The organism is Fontibacillus forbon (assembly GCF_046559655.1).
Classification (GTDB): Bacteria; Bacillota; Bacilli; order Paenibacillales; family Paenibacillaceae; genus Fontibacillus.
Genome location: NZ_JBKGFV010000005.1, coordinates 413412 through 432689, shown reverse-complemented (window position 1 = coordinate 432689; position 19278 = coordinate 413412). Strand labels below are relative to the sequence as shown.

Here is a 19278-nt window from a genome sequence, read left to right as displayed (position 1 = left end):
AGATTCGGGAGGAACACATGAAATTCAGATTCAAACCTGCAAACAAGCGCTATACCATACTCATCGTGCCGGAAGGGACCACTCCCGTTTTCCGGTTTAAAATGCGTTTCACCCTCATGTTGACCATGCTCGTTACAACGGCGGCGGTCATTCTACTGCTACTGATTCTTGCCATGGTGAACCGGAGCCACTCCAACCGAATAGTTTCCCTGGAAGCTGAGCTTACGTCGTCAACCGACCGTCTCCAAAGTACGGTCGACGACAAAGAACAGGCCATCGATAAACTGCTTACGGAACTGTTGGAGCTGTCCGAAAAATCCAAAACCATCGAGTCGAAAATGTTGGAACTTGAAACGCTGGAAGCCGAATTGAAGTCGATTACCAGCGGAAACAGACAAGCGAACGCTTTAAATACGGCTGTTGCGAATCCCCCCGCGCAAGCCCTTGATCAAGATGGCGGAGTAGGCGGCGAATCCAACCCTTTATCGGATGACGATGTCCGTGCGTTGATCTCCGAAACGAAGGAGAGCATCACCGTTTCCCTGAACGAAATGCCCGATTTGCAGAAACGGCTTGAACAAACGAAAGTTAACGTGGAGAAATACAAGGAAATGATGGAGATCCTACCGACCTATTGGCCTACGGACTCCACGCGGATCACTTCCCATTTCGGAAAGCGGAGCGATCCTTTTAGCGGCCGGCTCACCTCACACAATGGCCTGGATATCGGCGGGAATAACGGGGACCCGGTTTACGCAGCGGCCAACGGTAAAGTCACGGACACGGGATACAGTTCCGCACGGGGCAACTTTGTCACGGTCTCCCATCCGTCGGGACTTCAAACCATCTACATGCATTTGAAAGAAAATATCGCCTCCAAGGGAGACGCCGTTAATCAGGGGGATACCATCGGACTTCTGGGTTCCACCGGAAGAAGCACCGGACCCCATCTTCATATTGAAGTTATCAAAGGCGGCGTAGCCGTCGACCCTTTAAATTATTTAACTATTCCTGGAGAGGATGACAAACTGTAATGTTCAAGAACAACAAAACCGCCAAACTGGATCCCAATACGACTGATACCCTGATCGGGGAAGGCAGTACTTTTGAAGGCAAAATCACTTCTGGCGCCGGTGTCCGCATCGAGGGACAGATTATCGGGGATATCGAATGCGAAGGGGATGTCACCGTCGGCGAAAAAGGGATCGTTAAATCCAACAACATCATTGCCAGAAACGTCATTATCGCCGGTGTCGTAAACGGCAACGTCCAGGCAAGACAGAAGCTTTCCATCACCTCCAAAGGCAAGCTGTACGGTAACATCTCGGCCGTCTCTCTCTCCATCGAGGAAGGAAGTACTTTTGAAGGAACTAGCCGGATGGAGGGCGGCTCCGAGTCTATCGCTCCAATCGCGGCAAAGGAATCCGCCGCTGCTGCCGAACCGTCTTCCGCTCCCGACAACCGTCAGAAACAGGAAGATGGCACCGCACCTTATAAAGCGTGGTAAGCTCGTAAAACTTGGTGGCTATTGAAGAAATGTAAATATGAAAAGAGCCGCAATCCGAGTGTAGATGTGTACACGGATTACGACTCTTTTTTAGTTATAACACATACTTCTCAGTTCTGTCTCACCGACCAGGAAGATAGCGAGAGGGACGGCTCGGCTTTAAGCTCCATCCCGGAAAACTCGCCATGTTTCCATTTCAGGTAGGCGGCAGCGCCGATCATGGCGGCATTGTCGGTACAGTAAGCCAGCGGCGGAATACTCAACGGGATGTCTTCCTTTTCGCAGCGCTCGCTCAAGGCTGCTCGCAGCCCGCGGTTGGCGGCGACCCCGCCACAGAGCAATAGCTGGACCGCTCCGGTTGATTTGACCGCCCGGATGGCCTTCTCCACCACCACATCGATCACCGATTCCTGAAACCCGCGGGCAATCGCGGCCTGATATCCGTTTTCTCCCCGCATCTTGTGCTGGTTCACCGCGTTCAGCACGGCGGACTTGAGCCCGCTAAAGCTGAAGTCGTAAGAGTCCGGTTCAAGCCAGGCGCGCGGAAGTTCTTCCGCTACTTCTGACGAAAGCGCCAGTTTGTCGACATGCGGCCCGCCCGGATACGGAAAGCCGAGAGCGCGCGCTACTTTGTCGTAAGCCTCGCCCACCGCATCGTCTCTGGTACGCCCGATCAGTTCAAAACTTCCTTCACTCTGCATTAGCACCAGCTCCGTATGCCCGCCGGAAACGACCAGTGCCAGACAAGGATACTGAATCTCCCCTACCAGCCGGTTCGCATAAATATGCCCGGCGATATGATGCGTGCCGATCAGCGGCTTGTCCAGCGCGAAGGCAAGGCTTTTAGCCGCCATAATACCGACCAGCAGCGCGCCTACCAAGCCAGGCCCTTCGGTCACGGCCACCGCGGACAATTGCTCAAGTGAGATGCCCGCCTGGTTCACGGCTTCCTCCAGCATCACCGTAATGCTTTCGACATGTTTGCGGGAAGCGACCTCCGGCACGACGCCCCCAAAAGCCTTATGCGTCTCGATCTGGCTGGCGATCAGATTGGAAAGCACTTCGGTCCCGTTTTTGATCACCGCGGCCGATGTCTCGTCACAACTGGTCTCCACCGCAAGTATATAGCAATCCTGATTCAGCAATTTCAGTTCCTTCCTTCCTCTACTCCGCTTCCGTTGTCCTGCTCCGGCAGCTCGCACCACATAATAATGGCATCCTCATGATTGTCCGAATAATAACCTTTACGTACACCCGCAGGCACGAACCCCAGCTTGGCGTAAAGTGATTTCGCCACCTGGTTCGAAGCCCGCACTTCCAGCGTCATGCGCTCCAGCCCCAACTCGCCGGCCCAATCCATCATTTGACGCAGCAGCCGTTCTCCCAAATGCTGTCCGCGATAAGCGGTTCTGACGGCGATATTGGTAATGTGCGCTTCATCCACGATCGTCCACATTCCGGCATAACCGGCCGGTTTTCCGTCCACATCCATAATGATGTACCGGGCGAAATGGTTCAACGTCAATTCGTTACGAAAGGCCTCTTCGCTCCAAGGCAGCGTAAAGGACTCATGTTCAATCACCATGACATCCGGGATATCTTCAAGTTTCATCGGACGAAATTGCACTCGTTCCGATTCCGCATTGTTCAAACTGTTCATCGCCGGCCCTCCTATCGCTCACGGAGCCGCTTGGCCTCGGCTTCGGCCAACTGAGTATAGTTCGGCTCCAACGCATGCACATCATCGCCGCCACGCAGCAGTGCTCGGCGGGTGCCTGTCAAGCCGACCCAGATCCCCTCAAGTTCATAGGGGATCAGATGCAGCGCTTCGCCCAAAATCGGCCGAAGCGCCTCGACCGCCGGCTCGTGCAACGCCGTTTCGCCAACGAACCAAACGCCGGACGGACGATCCTCCGGCGCGAGCGAATTCAGCAGGCCGGCCAACTGCTCCGTCCAGCTCGCCATCAGCCGGATTCCATCCGGCTCCAGGCGCTCCGGCATCCTGCCGGCCTCTGCGGCAAACAGCGCGGTATACGCCTGTCCGCGCCGCGCATCAACCAGCGGGATGATCCAATCCCCGGCTGGCCGGTTTTGTTCGGCGGCGGCGGGTCCATCAGTCCCGCCGCCGTTCCCGGAGGCCGCGTCAGACTTGGCGGCCTCCGCTAATTCACTCAGCGCGCCGCCAAGCTCAGCCGCGTCCTGGCCCGCGCTGCGCGCCCAACCTCCAAGCGCGATCGCCTCCAGGCTAGATACGCCGAATAACGGAAGGCGCAGCGACCAGGCCAGCGTCTTCGCCGTCGTAACGGCAATCCGGGCCCCGGTGTAAGAACCGGGGCCCACTCCGACGGCGATGCCGTCCAGCTCCGCCTTCGCTATGCCCGCGGCGGCAAGGACATCGCCGATGGCGCTGACCAGGTACGCCGAATGATTACGTTCGGCGTGAATGTTCGCCTCGGCCAGCAGCTTGCCGTTCTCCATGACGGCAACCGCCAGGGAAGAGGTCGATGTATCAAACGCCAATAACCGCTGCAGCGGCCGTTTTCCATGCTCTAAATGATTCATTATGTCAGGCTCCATTCTCTCTCAAGGTGTTGATCCAGGCTTCGTAAGGCTGACCGGAGCCTTTTAGGTAAAAAGTGCGTTCCGTTCCGGCCGAAGATTCTATGTAAATATAAAGTACTTCCGGCGGTAAAATTTCCTCAATCAGACTTCCCCATTCCACCAAAGTAACGCCGGAACCGAAAAAGTACTCATCCAGCCCGAGTTCTTCGGCCTCTTCCAGCGACAGCCTGTAAACATCCATATGATAGAATGGCAGCCTGCCCTCATATTCCTTAATTAACGTAAATGTCGGACTGTTAACGGTATCGAGCACATTCAAATGCTTGGCAAACCGCTGGGAAAAAGCCGTCTTTCCTGCCCCCAAATCGCCATCCAGCGCAATTACCGTTCCCGGCACCGATTGACGCGCCAAATAAGCGGCGAGCTTGTCCGTCCCGTTCAAATCCGCCACCCTACATACATACCCCGCAGTTGCCTTATCAAATATCCATTCCATCGGTTACCCTTCCTTTACGTGAGCCTGCAAGACAACTTGATCTCATCGACCGGCCTCAGCCAACAATCCGCAACGCACCCGGCTTGCTCAGCTGGCATTCTCAACTGGCATTCTCAACTGGCATGCGACATCGCACCCGACATTATCGGCTTGTAACTATTCCCTGAACCATCCCCAGCCACCTGCAAGCTCTCAAACACGTGCGCTAGCAGTCGTAATTAACTGGATTTTCTCCAGTTAATTTTTCATTTACCACGCCCAAACTCAAAATAACTGGATAATCTACATCTAAATTCGGGATTTTCCCACTGGTAAGGTGATATCGGCTCAATTAGCAGCATGTTTTACAGTTAATATAAAGATTTCAGTGCTTGGCATAAATATAACTGTATATTTTCCAGTTAATCGATATCTTGTCGAGGTTTCGCGTTATGCTTTCAAGTCCGGTGCAAAAATCCGGAAGATCGGCCGTCAGTTCCAAACTTCGCTACATTCAAAAATCGTATGTCCCCATTATATCGGTCCGCCCCGGCACCCGCAACACGCAACCTTTCAGGGATCCTATTCCGAACTCTTGAACACGGCCCTTATACCAGGGTTCATAGAATTTATTTTTATATCCATACTAAGGGAAAAACTGCAAGGCGTATCCGCCGCTGCAGCGATGAAAGGAGTTAACCTTCAGGTGCATACGGTTTGGAAAGGAGCCATCAGCTTCGGGTTGGTCCACGTGCCGGTTAAAATGTTCTCCGCTACGGAGGACAAAGATATTTCCATGAAATACATTCATAAGGAATGCGGCAGCCCGATTTCTTACGTCAGACGCTGTCCGGCCTGCGACGTTGATGTGAATTGGGAGGATATTTCCCGCGGATATGAGTACGAAAAGGGGAAATACGTGCTGTTTGAAAAAGAGGAGCTCGAACAGCTGTCGGCAAGTACCGAGAAAACGATCACTATTCTGGATTTTGTTGATTTGCACGATATCGATCCGATCTATTTTCAAAAGACGTATTATTTGTCTCCCGACCAGGCCGGGTCGAACGCCTATCAGCTTCTCCTGGAAGCGATGCGGCAATCGGGAAAGATCGGAATCGCCAAAATCGCCATCCGCTCCAAGAGCAGCCTGGCGGCCATCCGGGTGATGGAGGGATGTCTCGCGGTGGAAACGATCTTTTATCCGGATGAAATCCGGCCGATCAGTCAGGTGCCGAATCTGCCGGAGAACGTCAACATCAATGATAAAGAATTGACCATGGCGAAGCTGTTGATCGAGCAGTTATCGACCCCGTTTGAACCGGAAAAGTACAATGACGATTATCGCGACAATCTGCTGCAGTTGATCGGGCAAAAAGTAGCCGGTGAGGAAATCAGCCTGGCTCCGGCCAAGCCGGAGAGCAACGTGATCGATCTGATGGCCGCGCTCCAGGCCAGCATCGAAGCGGTAAAACCGATCGCTACCGATCCCGGCCCGGGCAAAGCCAAGCGGACCCGGGGGGCGTCGGCCACCGCTGCCGGTACCCGCGGCAAAAAGGGAACCGCCGTCGAGGATACGGCAGCATCAGGAGCCACCGACAGTACGGGAGCGGCTGGTACAGGAACAGCTGCTCCCCGTAAGAAGAAGACTGCCGCTACCCCGGCTGCAGCCAGTTCCGGAGGCGGTCCGGCAGAAACCGTCGTCGTTCCGAAGCCGAAGCGGAAAAGTACCAAAACCGCCAATAAGACCATCTCCTAACAGACAGTCTATGCCCGCTAAGCTAAATGCTCTGCGATAGGATACAAGCCTCCGGCGGCACATTCGCCCATCCCTGTATGACGGGATGACGCATCGTTCCCCCGGGGGTCCATTCCAAAAATTGCACCTTCACCGTAAGCTGCGGCTTGATCCACTCCGCCCCCTTAATCCGTTCCGGGGTGTTGGCGAACGGACGGGTGCCGGTTCTCAGTGCCGACGCCGCCTCGGTCATACGGATCCATTCTCCGGCTTTCCATTTTCCCGTTCCCGCATGTCCAATATAAATGAATCTGCCTTCCTCATCGTATAGACCCAGCAACAGCGCATTTACTCTTCCGTCACGATAAGTCACTCCGCCTATTGCGGCATAGAGATCATGGGCCAGCTTCAGTTTGCACCAGCGCGAATCTTTGCCGCCAATGGCGTAGGTGCTGTCTAGCCGTTTGCATACAATGCCTTCCCAGCCCTGTTGTTTCATAACGGTGAACAGGCTCTCCGCGTCCGCCACATTGGGAACGAGCTGCAGTCGTTCGTGCGGCGTTATGATATCTTGCAGCAGTTGCTGTCTACGGCTTAAAGGAAAACCGTTAACCCATTCCCCGTCGCAATACAGAACATCAAATATCATATAAATCGCCGGAATGCGCGATGCCGCAAAAGTGATCTCCCGCTCCCGCCGCAGGCTGTCGCGCCGCATTACTTCGTGAAACGAAGGCTTCCCTCCGGCCAGCGCGATCATTTCCCCGTCCAGGATTACGGATTTTGCATTACAATAAGCCGGAACATCGGTAAATTCCGGGTATTGCAGCGTACGGTCATTTCCTTTTCGGTTAATGAGCCGTACTTCATGACCATCGTAATAAGTAAGCATCCGTACTCCGTCCCACTTCACCTGAGCGATCCAATCGTCGCCACGGGGAATATCATGGGCCCGGACCGGCTCAAAGGGAATTACCGGCTGCAGTTTCATTTCACTCACAATGCCTCCTCCTGATGCTCATCACAGAAACTCTAATCCCGGTTCTTAATTAATCCCGGATATTATTGTCCCAAAGTGTTCCCTCTGCTTGCGGTAACCATTCCCTGAGCGGGCTCATCAGTTTCGGACAATCGGGCAAAGATAACAGGGAAAGGAGGGATCACTTCAAGATGGCACGCAATATCAAAGGGACCATTATCATCGACGGGGAGGAAGTCCCCGTAAGCAATCCCGACAAGCTGCTGTGGCCGGAAGCCGGAATTACAAAGCTGATGTATTTGCAGAAACTCGCAGAACTGTCCCCATACCTGCTGCGGTACTGCCGGAACCGGCTGCTTACGACGATCCGTTATCCGGGAGGAATTCACAGCAAGTTTTTCTATCAGAAAAACGCCCCGGAGCCACGGCCGCCATTCGTTCAAACCGCGGTTCACGAGGGCATTAACTATGTCATGCTGGATAGTCTTCCGGCGCTCCTGTGGCTAGGCAATTTGGCAGCCATCGAATTCCATCCTTCCCTCCACTACGTCGGAGAGCAGCTCCCCTGCGAGTGGATGATCGATCTCGATCCGTCGATGGACGAAGAGCCGCGCATCATGGAGGCCGCTTCGTATGTCGGCGATATTTTGACCTCATTAGGCCTGTCTTCCGTACCGAAAACATCCGGGGCTACCGGCGTGCAAATAATCGTCCCGATCCAGTATGGCGTATCTTTCGACGACCTCCGCCTGATCGGTCATTTCGTCGCCCGTTATGTAACGGAAAAATACCCCCGGTTATTTACGATTGAACGGCTGAAAAAAGACCGCGGCGACAAAATTTATTTCGACTACCTTCAGCACTATGGCGGAAAAACGCTTGCCGCCCCGTATACCCCGAGAGCCAGGCAGGCCGCCAGCGTGTCGACTCCCCTGACCTGGGAAGAAGTCCGGCGCAACCCGTCCCCGTCGGATTTTCATCTTTTGAACATCGGCAGTCGGCTTTATGAAAAGGGTGATTTGCTTGAAGCCGTTCCTCCCCAGTCCGTGGAAATGATCCTTCAGCATTTGCGGCAGCCTGCCGGAAAAAAGTGACCCGGGCGGCGCGAATCCGGCACGCAATGTCTCACAAAAGCGGGGACAACAGCCTGGCCACCAGCTCGGCGCCCTTTTGCAGACGGGACCGGCGGGCAAACTCCCGCAGTACAATCATGCGGCTATCGCTTAAATCCTGCTCGAAATCCTTCGAAAGCCGGGAAATCGGCTCCTGATCAAATAGCAGCGCCGTCATCTCAAAATTGTAAAAGAAGCTGCGCATGTCCATATTGGCCGTGCCGACCGAGGCCAGCAAATCGTCCACGATCAATACTTTGGCATGAACAAAGCCTTTCGTATATTCATAAAATTCCACACCCGCCTGCATCAGATCCTCCACATATGAAAGGGAAGCAAGCTTTACAAGACGGCTATCGGAATGATACGGGATGATGATCTTTACCTCAACGCCGCTGACTGCAGCCGTCTTAAGCCCCGCATAAATGCTGGGATCGGGAATGAAATACGGCGACGCAATCCAAATCCGCCGTTTGGCTACCGAAATCGCGCCAAAGCACATTTCCTGCAGCGCGTTCCAATGCTGGTCGGGTCCGCTGGTCAAAATTTGGACCTGCTCCGCCCCTTGGCAATCGTGCTCCGGAAACAAAGCGGGATCATTGATGCGCTGCCCGGAAGCGAGCCGCCAATCTCCGAGAAACGTATTTTGCAAAAAGTACACCGCATCACCTTTAATTTGCAAGTGCGTATCCCGCCAATATCCCATTTTTTCATACAGGCCGAGATAATCATCGCCTACATTCAATCCGCCGACAAACCCGACCGTTCCGTCGATCACGATGATTTTCCGGTGATTCCTGTAATTTACACGGCGGTCCAGTGTGGCAATCAGCGGCGGCAAAAAGAAGAAGAACTCGACGCCCGCTTCCTCCAGCTTCCTTATAAAGGAGCGTGGCAATTTATAGCTGCCCAGCCCGTCGCAAATCAGTCGGACCTTTACCCCTTCCCTCGCCTTGCGCATCATCACTTCTTGAAATTGAGTCCCAATCCCGTCATTCCGGAAAATATAAAACTCGATATGTATATGGTCCTTGGCCTTATCCATTTCCGCCAGCATGGCATGAAACGCCGCACCCCCATTGTTGAACACCTGCGTCTCGTTGCATCCCGTTATCGGACTTTCGGACAGGTGCGTCAACAAGCTGAATAACCGTTCATGGCCGGCAAATTCCCCGTTATGCATGCTCCCGATCGAATCCACGATTTCCGATTGCTGCCACAAGCGGGCTTTCATTTCCTGAAACAAACGGCTTCCCCGTCTCCGGAGTTTTCTTCGCTTCTTGTAGTCCTGGGCCACGAAATAATAGAGAATAAAGCCGATTAGCGGAACTACGAACAGAATGAACATCCAGGCTACCGCCTTGCTGGGGCTGCGGAATTCCAATACAAGAATCGTTGCGATCTGAAAAATAAAAGCGAGTAATATCAGCACCAGCCAAACCATATCTTTCACCCTTCCCTTCAATCAGCATTAACCATCCTGCAACTAATTTATTCATAATTCCTAGAGGTGATATATCAGACAAGGCGCTTTTTTTGACATGATTTAAGAGTCATAGGAATAGATAAGTTATAGAAGGCTTTCATTTGCAATCTCATATTGAGAGGAAAGGAGACGCCATGAAAACCGCCAGCATCGGCTTATCGAACCCTCAGCGGATGACTCTGCTCGTCCTTAGGGATGCGAATCAGCCAGTCAAGCAGTTGCATGTGTCCAAGCCGCTTGTTGTCGCCGTCCCGCTGATCGCCCTGCTTTCCATATCCGGCCTGATCATTAGCCTGCAAATTCAATCCAGCCAAACGATCGGCAAGCTCGAACGGCAAATCCAAGGCCAGGATCTCCGGTTTGAAGCGGTCGTAACCGACAAGGACGCGGCTATAGAGCGGCTGCAGAATGAGGTCATCGCTTTGTCCGGGCAGTCCAAGGAGATGATGGAACGGATGGAGCGGGTAACCGAGCTTGAAGCTGAACTGCAGAGGTTTATTGACAAATACGGTCCCGGAGATGAGCTTGGGGAGCTGTCCTCCCTGACTTGGGACGCGGATGAACCGCTTGGAGTGGGCGGTGAATTTATCGCGGTCCATGAGAACGAAATCGAACAATTGGCCACGGATACGCGGGATCAATTTTCCCAAATGAGCACCATGCTTGATGAAATGGAGAAAAACGTCCCCGTCACTCTGAAAAAAGCCCGGCAAACCCAATATACGCTCTCGGGAACGCCAACGGAATGGCCCACTCTTTCCAAACGGCTGACTTCCAACTTTGGTTACCGAACCGACCCATTCACAGGACGGGCCTCTTTTCATGCCGGTATCGACATTGCCGGTAAAACCGGTGATCCCGTCTATGCTGCCGGAGCCGGTAAAGTGATTACTACGGCAAAAGACGGCTCTCATGGCAAGTACATCGTCGTTGAGCATCCCGGCGGCTTGGAGAGCTGGTACCTCCATCTTAGCAAAATCAGTGTTTCCGAAGGCGATACCGTGACCAAAGGACAAAGAATCGGCAGCTTGGGCAGCACCGGCCGCAGCACCGGGCCGCATCTGCATTTTGAAATCGTGAAGCAGGATAAGCCCGTCGATCCGCTCCCTTATTTGAAATAATTCATTTTGCGACTGATGGAGGTTGAAAAAAGATGTTCAAAGAAAGCAAAGTTTCAGCAGGCACTACGGATACGCTCATCGGCCAAGGCAGTTCCGCCGAAGGCAAACTCGAATGCGAGGCCAATCTTCGGATTGAAGGAAAATTCCAGGGGGAAATACACTGCGTAGGACAGGTCGTTGTCGGTGAAACCGGTGAAGCAAGGTCTAATATTATGGGTGCCGACATCGTCGTAGCAGGAAAAGTCATCGGAGACATTATGAGCCACGGGCGTCTGACGATCACCGGCAGCGGTCAAGTTGACGGGAATGTCAACGTTGCCAAGCTGATCATTGTGGAAGGCGGCCTGTTGAACGGCTCCAGTCAGATGGAGAAGATTACTCCCGCCGTGCTTCCGGTTAAGGAAAAGGCACCCAAAAAGTCGGCACGGCCTGAAGCGGGGTAATCCAAGTGAAGCTTATAAAATAAGTTCCCGATTGCTCTTTGGAGCAACGGGAACTTTTTGTTCTTTTTGCGTGAAGCATGATAGAGATACTCGATACTTAATGATACTTACTATGCAGCAACATCTCTTTTTTTGAAAACGAACCAGGAAATGAGCAGAAACGCCAGTACGTACCCGCCTAGAACGGCAACCGAGAACCCCAGCGTCATCCCCGCAGGACCGATCTGCCCTCCCCGGTATTGACCGAGGTCCATGTTGACGAACAACATATATTTCGCCCAGGCATAGCGTGACGGGTGAAACAGCATCGTAAAAATATTGCCGGCAAACAAGATGAACATCGATAACCCGATCGCAAGGCCGCTCGTACGAAATACCGTGGAAACCATAAAGGAAAAGATAACGATCACCAGCAGATCGATATAATTATAAAGCAAATCCTCCATGATATATCCAAACGGCCCTGAACCTTGCGGAAAGACGCCTGATACAGTATTCGGGAAAAGCAAAAACGAAACCGCCAGGGTGGCAAGAAGATAAACCGCCGTCATGGCCAACGTAAACAACAGCAGCGTCAGAAATTTGGATAGCAGAATCTTGGACCGCGTCCAGGGACGGACAAGCAGCAGCTTGATCGTTCCCCACGTAAACTCCCCCGCGACGATATCGGCAGCTACGATCACTGAAAAAATCGACACCAGGAAATAAAGAAACGACAATTGATCCACCGCATCCCAGGCGGCCATTGGAAGAGAAGCGCTGCCCAGGTAAAATAACACGCCAAACAGCATCGTCAACAGCACCAATATGGCAAACATGATCCACGTGCGCAGCCGTCGGTATATTTTCATATTTTCATTTTGAATCAGCTGCAAAAAATTACCCAATATGCCCGCCTCCCGTCATTTCCAAAAATTGATCTTCCAGCGAGCGGGTAACCACGCGGATAGCGTATACAGACATGCCGGCCATAACCAGCTTCGCATTGATTCCGGCAGCGGCGTTCCGGTCTACAGCAACGATCAGGCTTCCGCCTTCGATCCGACCATGTCCCACCAGTTCCAGCGCTTTTGCCGGATCATCCACTTCGAATGCCGTTTCACGCTGACCGTCTGCCGGTGTTTCTCCATGGTTTAACTGCTTCACGTCGATCAGCCGTCCTTGCTGAATCACGGCCACCGTATCGCACATCAGCTCCATTTCGGATAACAGGTGGCTGGAAACGAACACCGTCGTCCCTTCCTCCCTTGCCAGGATCCGTAAATAATCCCGCAGCTCGCGGATCCCTTGGGGATCCAGACCGTTCGTCGGCTCGTCCAACACGAGCAGCTTCGGCCGGTGCAAAATCGCCTGGGCCACGCCCAGACGCTGCCGCATCCCGAGGGAATACGTCTTCACTTTGTCGTGAATGCGATGCTGCATCCCTACGCGTTCCACCGCTTCCATCATTCTTTGCCGGCTAATCCCCGGCGACATCCGGGCATAGTGCAGCATATTTTGATAGCCCGTAAGAAACTTGTACATTTCCGGGTTCTCGACGATCGCGCCCACATGGGAAATCGCCTGCTCGAAATCCGTTTTCACGCTCGCTCCCTGAATCAGGATATCCCCTTTCGAAATCGACATCAACCCGACCATCATCCGGATCGTCGTCGTCTTCCCGGCCCCGTTCGGCCCCAAAAAACCGTACACCTGGCCCGGCGGAATATCCAGCGTCAAATCATCAATCAGCGTCTTGCCGCCGATCACCTTGCTGACGCCCTGTATCCGCACAACAGGTTCCTGTGTCATATCATTCACTCCCTTAATTGCCCTTTTGGCTGGCAGTTGCTGGAACCTTTCGGGTTTCAACAATCTTTAAATGGCAGAGTTTTCCCTATTTTAACATAGGTGGGGATGGGGAGCGAAAAAACCTGGAAGACGAGTACTTTTAGTGGTGTAATTTCACAGACGAAGAACGTCCTTTTTCCTGTACGGAAAAGGACGTTCTTTATTTTTAAGGAGGTGCAGAAAATGAATTTCGAGGAAGCTCACCTGGCATTAATCAAGAACCACATGGCCCGCCGAACCGGTGAAAGAAAAGGAAGGTTACTCCGGGGACATAATTATGCAGAAAAACTCTTACTGCAAAATGTATGGTGGCCATTATTCGGCACGCTAGAAAACTTACATCCGGAATATGAGGTATACGACAGGAACCGTAAATCGCAATTTCTGGATTTTGCCTTTCTTCCGCCGTTCGGGAAATTCGGCTTGGAATGCGACGGGTTTCAAAGCCATATCAAAGATATGGATCGAGAGAAGCATTGTTATGCACTCAATCGAGACACCTTCCTCACTGGCATGGGGTGGAAGATGATCCATTTTTCTTTTGATGATGTACAATATCGTCCCGAGATATGCAGGATGCTGCTCCAATTGGTTATAAGTCCCCACTTAATTCGGGCCGAGTTCCCCCAATCTCTCCATCCGATAGAGAAAGAAATTCTACGGCTGGCCTGGAGTTTAGGCAGAAAAATACGTCCTAAAGATGTGGCCGATTTTATGCACATGGACTTTAGAACAGCACGCAGATGGTTAAGATCGTTAGCCGATAAAGACTTACTAAACCCCGTACAAATTGGAGCCCTATACGATATTACGAACTTGAGAGAAGTTCCTTTTCCCATATAAATTAACTGTCCACAACCTGGTCTGATCGTTACATATTGCAAGAATTTTGAATATTTTAGCGTTTTTCAAAAACACCATTTCAAGTGGCACCCCGGAGATATTCAACAAGTTGAAGATCGAATGTGCGATGTGTGCGATGTGTGCGATGTGTGCGATGTGTGCGATATGAAACTTGGGCCGATAATCACACCTCCAACTATCAATAATATGCTGCGTCTAAGATTCGTTGGATTTTATCCAACGAACTAGGGCTAACATTTCTCCGTAAGTAGCTTGATTGGAAGATTTCCAGCAAAATGTGAGTTTTATGCCACGACATTGGTTACTTAGGGATTTTCACTGGATTTTATCCAACGAAAGTACAAATGTGACGCCAGAGCAGTCATCCGCTTGGAATTTATCCAATCAGCAAACGCCCATGTCGAAACAAAAAACCGGGTGCCACGGAAAACCGTGACACCTGGCGGTTGGCCTGCGAAGAGCAGGAGTAGGAGCAAGTGCAGCAGTAGGAGTAGACATTAATGAAACAGGGCAACCATTCAATTCATTAGTTACCGGAGCGGGCCAGCTCCCGCGTGTTGGCTTCGAATGCGGCTAGAAGGGCGTCTTCGCCTTTCAAGCCTTCGTTCTCCACCTTGCGGATTTGCTCCAGCATCCGTTTGTAATCCTTTGGAATGACGCGGACGAATTTCGGCAGCAGCTCGTTCCAGTTGTCCAGCACGCGGCGGCCGACGACGCTCTCCGTGTACAGGACATGGCGGCTGATCAGCGTGCGGAGCTGATCGACTTCCGACAGGTCTGCCACGGGCTCCAGCAGCACCATTTCCAGGTTGCAGCGGTTGATGAAGTCGCCCTGCAAATCGAGCGCATAAGCGATGCCTCCGGACATCCCGGCCGCGAAGTTACGGCCCGTACCGCCGAGAACGACGACGCGTCCACCGGTCATGTACTCGCAGCCGTGGTCGCCCACGCCTTCAACGACGATGTTCGCGCCGGAGTTCCGAACCGCGAACCGTTCGCCGGCGATGCCGCGGATGTAGGCTTCCCCGCCGGTCGCCCCGTAAAACGAGGTGTTCCCGACGATGATATTCTCCTCGGCCGCGAACGTCGCCCGCGGCGACGGCTTCACGATCACCTTGCCGCCCGACAAGCCTTTGCCGGTGTAGTCGTTGGCGTCGCCTTCCACCGTCAACGTCATGCCCTTCGGCACGAAGGCGCCGAAGCTTTGTCCCGCCGATCCCTCGAACCGGAACGTGATCGTATCCTCCGGCAAGCCGGCCGCGCCATAAATGCGCGTCACTTCGCTGCCGAGGATCGTGCCCGTAGCCCGGTTCACGTTGCAGATCGGCAACGCCGCGCTGACGGCTTCGCCGCGTTCCAGCGCCGGTGCCGCCAGGCCCAGGAGATGCGTGAGATCCAGCGTCTCTTCCAGACCATGGTTCTGCCGGCGTGTGCAGAACCGGCTGCTGCCTTCAGGCACCTTCGGCATATGCAGCAAGGAGGACAGATCGACCCCCTTCTTCTTCCAATGGTCGATCGCCTTGAAGGTATCCAGGCAATCCGTGCGTCCGATCATTTCCTCCAAACTGCGGAAGCCGAGCTCGGACATCCATTCACGAAGATTTTCCGCTACGAACGTCATGAAATTGACGACATGCTGCGGATCGCCGGTGAAGTTTTTGCGCAGTTCCGGATTTTGCGTCGCCACGCCGACCGGACAAGTATCCAGTTGGCAGACACGCATCATGATGCAGCCGACCGCAACGAGCGGTGCCGTAGAGAAGCCGTATTCTTCGGCGCCGAGCAATGCCGCTACGGCCAGATCGCGTCCGGTCAGCATCTTTCCGTCCGTCTCAAGGACGACGCGGTCGCGAAGATTGTTCAGCATCAGGGTCTGATGCGTCTCGGCCAAACCAAGCTCCCAAGGAAGCCCTGCATGGCGGATCGAGCTCTGTGGCGACGCCCCGGTTCCCCCGTCATAACCGCTTACGAGGATCACGTCCGCACGCCCTTTGGCCACGCCGGCTGCGATCGTGCCCACACCCGCTTCGGACACCAGCTTCACGTTGATGCGAGCCCGAGGATTCGCATTCTTGAGATCGAATATAAGTTCAGCCAAATCTTCGATCGAATAAATGTCATGATGCGGCGGCGGCGAAATGAGGCCGACGCCAGGCGTCGATCCGCGGACTTCCGCTACCCAAGGGTATACCTTTTTGCCCGGAAGCTGGCCGCCTTCGCCCGGTTTTGCCCCCTGCGCCATCTTGATCTGAATTTCATCGGCATTGACCAGATAGTGCGATGTTACGCCGAACCGTCCCGAGGCGACCTGTTTGATCGCGCTGCGCCGTAAATCGCCGTTTGCATCCCGAACGAAGCGTGAAGGATCTTCTCCGCCTTCACCGGTATTGCTCTTGCCGCCGATGCGGTTCATCGCAATCGCTATCGTCTCATGCGCTTCTTTACTGATCGAACCGAAAGACATGGCCCCCGTCTTGAAGCGGCACATAATCGATGCTGCCGATTCTACTTCCTCCAGCGGTACTTTCGGCCCGGCAGGTTTCAAATCGAGCAGCGAACGAAGCGTCAAATATTTCTCGTTCTCCCCTTGAACGATGGAGGAGAATTTTTTGTAAATGCCATAATCCCCGGTACGTACCGACTGCTGGAGCAAATGAACCGTTTGCGGGTTAAACAAATGCTCTTCGCCGTCGCTCCGCCATTGATATTCCCCGATGGAGTCGAGCACCCGGTCATTGCCGTCCAGATTGGAGAAAGCGCGGAAATGATGACTTAGCGTCTCTTTGGCAACCTCTTCGAGGCCGATCCCGCCGATTCGCGAAGGTGTCCAGGTAAAGTACCGGTTCACGAAATCCTCCTTGAGTCCGACCGCTTCAAAAATTTGCGCGCCCCGATAGGATTGGATCGTGGAGATACCCATTTTGGACAAAGTTTTGATGACGCCCTTTGTAGCTGCTTTGATGAAATTGTACACGGCTTTTTGATGGGAGATGCCTTGCAGCATTCCCTGGCTGATCATGTCATCCAGCGTCTCGAATGCCAGATACGGATTCACCGCGCTCACGCCGTATCCAAGCAGCAAGGCGAAGTGATGCACTTCCCGCGGCTCTCCGGATTCCAGCAAAATGCTGACCTTGGTGCGCGTTTCTTTCCGGATCAGGTGGTGATGCAGCGACGACACGGCGAGCAAGGCCGGAATGGCGGCATTCTCGGCATCTACGCCACGGTCGGACAAAATCAGAATGTTATGGCCCTTGGCAATAACGCGGTCCGCCGCTTCGCAAAGCGTTTCGACCGCCTTACGCAGTCCTTCCGCACCTTGATCCGCAGGGAACAAAATCGGAATGGTCATCGCTTTGAATCCCGGACGGCGAATATGGCGCAGCTTCGCGAAGTCCTCATTCGACAGAATCGGGGATTCCAGCCGGATTTGACGGCAGCTCTCCGGTTCCGGGTTCAGCAGGTTCCGTTCAGGACCGATCATCGTAGCCGTAGATGTTACGAGTTCTTCCCGGATCGCATCGATCGGCGGATTCGTCACTTGGGCGAACATTTGCTTGAAATAGTTGTATAGCCGTTGCGGCCGGTCCGACAGTACGGCCAGCGGTGCGTCGTATCCCATGGAGGCGATGCCTTCCGCGCCCGTCAGCGCCATCGGTTCAAACACTTTGCGCAAATCCTCGAAACTGTATCCGAACGCCATTTGGCGGAGTGAAATATTCTCATGGCGTTCCGAAGGCAGCTCCGGCGCTTCCGGAAGATCCTCGAGAACTACCATATGCTCATCCAACCACTCGCGGTAAGGATTCTCCTTCGCGATCGACGCTTTGACTTCCTCGTCCGAAATAATCCGTCCTTCTTTCGTATCTACGAGAAGCATGCGTCCAGGCCGCAACCGGTCTTTGTACAGTACATCTTCCGCAGGAATATCCAATACGCCTACCTCGGAGGAGAGTACAATCAGATCGTCCTTGGTTACGTAATAACGGGAAGGGCGGAGTCCGTTCCGGTCAAGAATCGCCCCGATCTGGATTCCATCGGTAAAGCCCATGGCTGCAGGCCCGTCCCATGGCTCCATCAGAGCGCTATGGTATTCATAGAATGCCTTTTTGTCCTCATCCATTTCGGCATGGTTGCTCCATGGCTCCGGCACCATCATCATGGCGACATGCGGGAGCGAACGGCCGCTCAAATACAGAAATTCGAAGGTATTATCGAACATCGCCGTATCCGAACCATCCGGATTAATCACCGGCTTCACCTTTTCAAGATCGCTGCCGAAGGCTTCCGTTTCGAACATCGACTGCCGGGCATGCATCCAGTTCACATTGCCGCGCAGCGTGTTGATCTCGCCGTTATGAATCATGAACCGGTAAGGATGCGCGCGTTCCCAGCTTGGGAACGTATTCGTACTGAAACGGGAGTGAACGAGCGCGATGGCTGATTCCAGGGTTTCATCCTTCAGGTCCAGATAGAATTGTCCGACCTGCTCCGTCGTAAGCATTCCTTTATATACAACTTTACGGCAGGACATGCTGGAAACGTAAAAAGCATCGCCCTCTTCCGCACCGCCGTAACGGATAGCCAGCTCCGCCCGGCGCCGGATTACATACAACTTGCGCTCAAAGTCCAAATCGGTCTGAAGATTTCCGCTGCGGGCGATGAAAATTTGCCGGACGAACGGTTTGGCTTCTCTGGCCGATTTACCGAGCATATCGTCCCGGGTCGGGACGGTACGGAAACCGATCACTTTTTGCCCCTCTTCTTCCACGATCCGGGTCAATTCGGCTTCTTGCCGGCTGCGGACTGCCGCATCATGCGGCAAAAACAGCATTCCGACCCCGTATTGTCCCGCTTCCGGAAGTCGGTATCCCAGCTTCTTCGCTTCCGAGGTAAAAAACCGGTGCGGGATTTGCAGTAAAATACCTGCGCCGTCTCCGGAATTCGGTTCGCTTCCCTGGCCCCCGCGGTGCTCCATATTGCTCAGCATCGTGAGTGCCTGACTGACGATGGCGTGCGAAGCCTTGCCTTTGATATGGGCAACAAAACCCATTCCGCAGGCGTCTTTTTCGAAGGCGGGATCGTAGAGTCCCTGCTTTGGTGGTATAACTGTGTGTTTCATGTTCAGCGCAACCTTTCTATAAATAAAGTAAGTCACCTTGTA

At 53.4% G+C, this 19278-nt stretch carries 16 protein-coding genes; 7 read left to right on the top strand and 9 right to left on the bottom strand.

Annotated features, from left to right (window positions below):
- The first annotated feature begins 17 nt into the window (after positions 1-17).
- A complete protein-coding gene (locus tag ACLB09_RS20760) occupies positions 18-1034 on the top strand; it encodes a M23 family metallopeptidase (protein ID WP_410771758.1) in 1017 nt (338 codons plus the stop codon).
- Positions 1034-1507 carry a bactofilin family protein gene (locus ACLB09_RS20755; RefSeq protein WP_410771757.1) on the top strand — a complete coding sequence of 158 codons (474 nt, stop codon included), beginning with the start codon at positions 1034-1036 and terminating at the stop codon, positions 1505-1507. The genes ACLB09_RS20760 and ACLB09_RS20755 overlap by 1 nt, the downstream gene beginning before the upstream one ends.
- A gap of 110 nt (positions 1508-1617) precedes the next feature.
- On the opposite strand, the gene tsaD is transcribed toward ACLB09_RS20755, so the two are convergent.
- From tsaD to tsaE, 4 genes are read right to left on the bottom strand one after another with little or no spacing between them, the layout of a single operon-like run.
- Positions 1618-2652 carry a tRNA (adenosine(37)-N6)-threonylcarbamoyltransferase complex transferase subunit TsaD gene (gene tsaD / locus ACLB09_RS20750; protein WP_410771756.1) on the bottom strand — a complete coding sequence of 345 codons (1035 nt, stop codon included), beginning with the start codon at positions 2650-2652 and terminating at the stop codon, positions 1618-1620.
- 2 nt (positions 2653-2654) lie between these two features.
- Positions 2655-3167, bottom strand: a complete 513-nt coding sequence (gene rimI, locus ACLB09_RS20745; RefSeq protein WP_410771755.1) for a ribosomal protein S18-alanine N-acetyltransferase — start codon at positions 3165-3167, stop codon at positions 2655-2657.
- An 11-nt stretch (positions 3168-3178) separates the two neighbouring features.
- The gene (gene tsaB / locus ACLB09_RS20740; protein WP_410771754.1) at positions 3179-4084 is read right to left on the bottom strand and encodes a tRNA (adenosine(37)-N6)-threonylcarbamoyltransferase complex dimerization subunit type 1 TsaB; all 906 of its coding nucleotides are present in this window, start codon (positions 4082-4084) and stop codon (positions 3179-3181) included.
- Positions 4074-4565 (bottom strand): tRNA (adenosine(37)-N6)-threonylcarbamoyltransferase complex ATPase subunit type 1 TsaE, encoded by a 492-nt coding sequence (gene tsaE / locus ACLB09_RS20735; RefSeq protein WP_410771753.1) that lies wholly within the window; start codon positions 4563-4565, stop codon positions 4074-4076. Before tsaE ends, tsaB begins: the two co-directional genes overlap by 11 nt.
- Before the next feature lie 685 nt (positions 4566-5250).
- Between tsaE and ku the strand changes: the two genes are divergently transcribed.
- The gene (gene ku / locus ACLB09_RS20730) at positions 5251-6300 is read left to right on the top strand and encodes a non-homologous end joining protein Ku (protein WP_410771752.1); all 1050 of its coding nucleotides are present in this window, start codon (positions 5251-5253) and stop codon (positions 6298-6300) included.
- Between the two features lie 22 nt (positions 6301-6322).
- On the opposite strand, the gene ACLB09_RS20725 is transcribed toward ku, so the two are convergent.
- Positions 6323-7270, bottom strand: a complete 948-nt coding sequence (locus ACLB09_RS20725) for an ATP-dependent DNA ligase (protein WP_410771826.1) — start codon at positions 7268-7270, stop codon at positions 6323-6325.
- 179 nt (positions 7271-7449) lie between these two features.
- Here ACLB09_RS20725 and ligD point away from each other — a divergent pair, with 179 nt between their 5' ends.
- The gene (gene ligD / locus ACLB09_RS20720) at positions 7450-8352 is read left to right on the top strand and encodes a non-homologous end-joining DNA ligase (RefSeq protein ID WP_410771751.1); all 903 of its coding nucleotides are present in this window, start codon (positions 7450-7452) and stop codon (positions 8350-8352) included.
- Positions 8353-8383: 31 nt separating this feature from the next.
- Here the strand turns inward: ligD and cls are convergent, their stop codons facing one another.
- A complete protein-coding gene (cls, locus tag ACLB09_RS20715) occupies positions 8384-9814 on the bottom strand; it encodes a cardiolipin synthase (RefSeq protein WP_410771825.1) in 1431 nt (476 codons plus the stop codon).
- Between the two features lie 176 nt (positions 9815-9990).
- On the opposite strand from cls, the gene ACLB09_RS20710 reads away from it, so the two are divergent.
- Together ACLB09_RS20710 and ACLB09_RS20705 are read left to right on the top strand one after the other, a co-directional pair.
- Complete coding sequence (locus tag ACLB09_RS20710; protein WP_410771750.1) at positions 9991-10977, top strand: peptidoglycan DD-metalloendopeptidase family protein; 987 nt, start codon at positions 9991-9993, stop codon at positions 10975-10977.
- A gap of 32 nt (positions 10978-11009) precedes the next feature.
- Positions 11010-11420, top strand: coding sequence for a bactofilin family protein (locus ACLB09_RS20705; RefSeq protein WP_410771749.1), 411 nt, complete (start codon positions 11010-11012; stop codon positions 11418-11420).
- Between the two features lie 110 nt (positions 11421-11530).
- Here the strand turns inward: ACLB09_RS20705 and ACLB09_RS20700 are convergent, their stop codons facing one another.
- Together ACLB09_RS20700 and ACLB09_RS20695 are read right to left on the bottom strand one after the other, a co-directional pair.
- Positions 11531-12307 (bottom strand): ABC transporter permease, encoded by a 777-nt coding sequence (locus ACLB09_RS20700; protein ID WP_410771748.1) that lies wholly within the window; start codon positions 12305-12307, stop codon positions 11531-11533.
- Positions 12300-13211, bottom strand: coding sequence for an ABC transporter ATP-binding protein (locus ACLB09_RS20695; protein ID WP_410771747.1), 912 nt, complete (start codon positions 13209-13211; stop codon positions 12300-12302). The genes ACLB09_RS20700 and ACLB09_RS20695 overlap by 8 nt, the downstream gene beginning before the upstream one ends.
- A gap of 222 nt (positions 13212-13433) precedes the next feature.
- Here ACLB09_RS20695 and ACLB09_RS20690 point away from each other — a divergent pair, with 222 nt between their 5' ends.
- Positions 13434-14093 (top strand): PDDEXK family nuclease, encoded by a 660-nt coding sequence (locus ACLB09_RS20690; RefSeq protein WP_410771746.1) that lies wholly within the window; start codon positions 13434-13436, stop codon positions 14091-14093.
- A 547-nt stretch (positions 14094-14640) separates the two neighbouring features.
- Here ACLB09_RS20690 and gltB read toward each other — a convergent pair.
- Positions 14641-19236: a glutamate synthase large subunit gene (gene gltB, locus ACLB09_RS20685; RefSeq protein WP_410771745.1), complete on the bottom strand. Its 4596-nt coding sequence runs from the start codon at positions 19234-19236 to the stop codon at positions 14641-14643.
- Positions 19237-19278 lie beyond the last annotated feature (42 nt).

Bases quoted from the DNA above. Each gene is read 5' to 3' on its own strand.
- ACLB09_RS20710 (WP_410771750.1), top strand. From the start codon at position 9,991: ATGAAAACCGCCAGCATCGGCTTATCGAACCCTCAGCGGATGACTCTG.
- ACLB09_RS20690 (WP_410771746.1), top strand. From the start codon at position 13,434: ATGAATTTCGAGGAAGCTCACCTGGCATTAATCAAGAACCACATGGCC.
- ACLB09_RS20695 (WP_410771747.1), bottom strand. From the start codon at position 13,211: ATGACACAGGAACCTGTTGTGCGGATACAGGGCGTCAGCAAGGTGATC.
- ACLB09_RS20725 (WP_410771826.1), bottom strand. From the start codon at position 7,270: ATGAAACTGCAGCCGGTAATTCCCTTTGAGCCGGTCCGGGCCCATGAT.
- ligD (WP_410771751.1), top strand. From the start codon at position 7,450: ATGGCACGCAATATCAAAGGGACCATTATCATCGACGGGGAGGAAGTC.
- rimI (WP_410771755.1), bottom strand. From the start codon at position 3,167: ATGAACAGTTTGAACAATGCGGAATCGGAACGAGTGCAATTTCGTCCG.
- tsaE (WP_410771753.1), bottom strand. From the start codon at position 4,565: ATGGAATGGATATTTGATAAGGCAACTGCGGGGTATGTATGTAGGGTG.
- gltB (WP_410771745.1), bottom strand. From the start codon at position 19,236: ATGAAACACACAGTTATACCACCAAAGCAGGGACTCTACGATCCCGCC.
- tsaB (WP_410771754.1), bottom strand. From the start codon at position 4,084: ATGGAGCCTGACATAATGAATCATTTAGAGCATGGAAAACGGCCGCTG.
- ACLB09_RS20760 (WP_410771758.1), top strand. From the start codon at position 18: ATGAAATTCAGATTCAAACCTGCAAACAAGCGCTATACCATACTCATC.
- ACLB09_RS20755 (WP_410771757.1), top strand. From the start codon at position 1,034: ATGTTCAAGAACAACAAAACCGCCAAACTGGATCCCAATACGACTGAT.
- cls (WP_410771825.1), bottom strand. From the start codon at position 9,814: ATGGTTTGGCTGGTGCTGATATTACTCGCTTTTATTTTTCAGATCGCA.
- ACLB09_RS20705 (WP_410771749.1), top strand. From the start codon at position 11,010: ATGTTCAAAGAAAGCAAAGTTTCAGCAGGCACTACGGATACGCTCATC.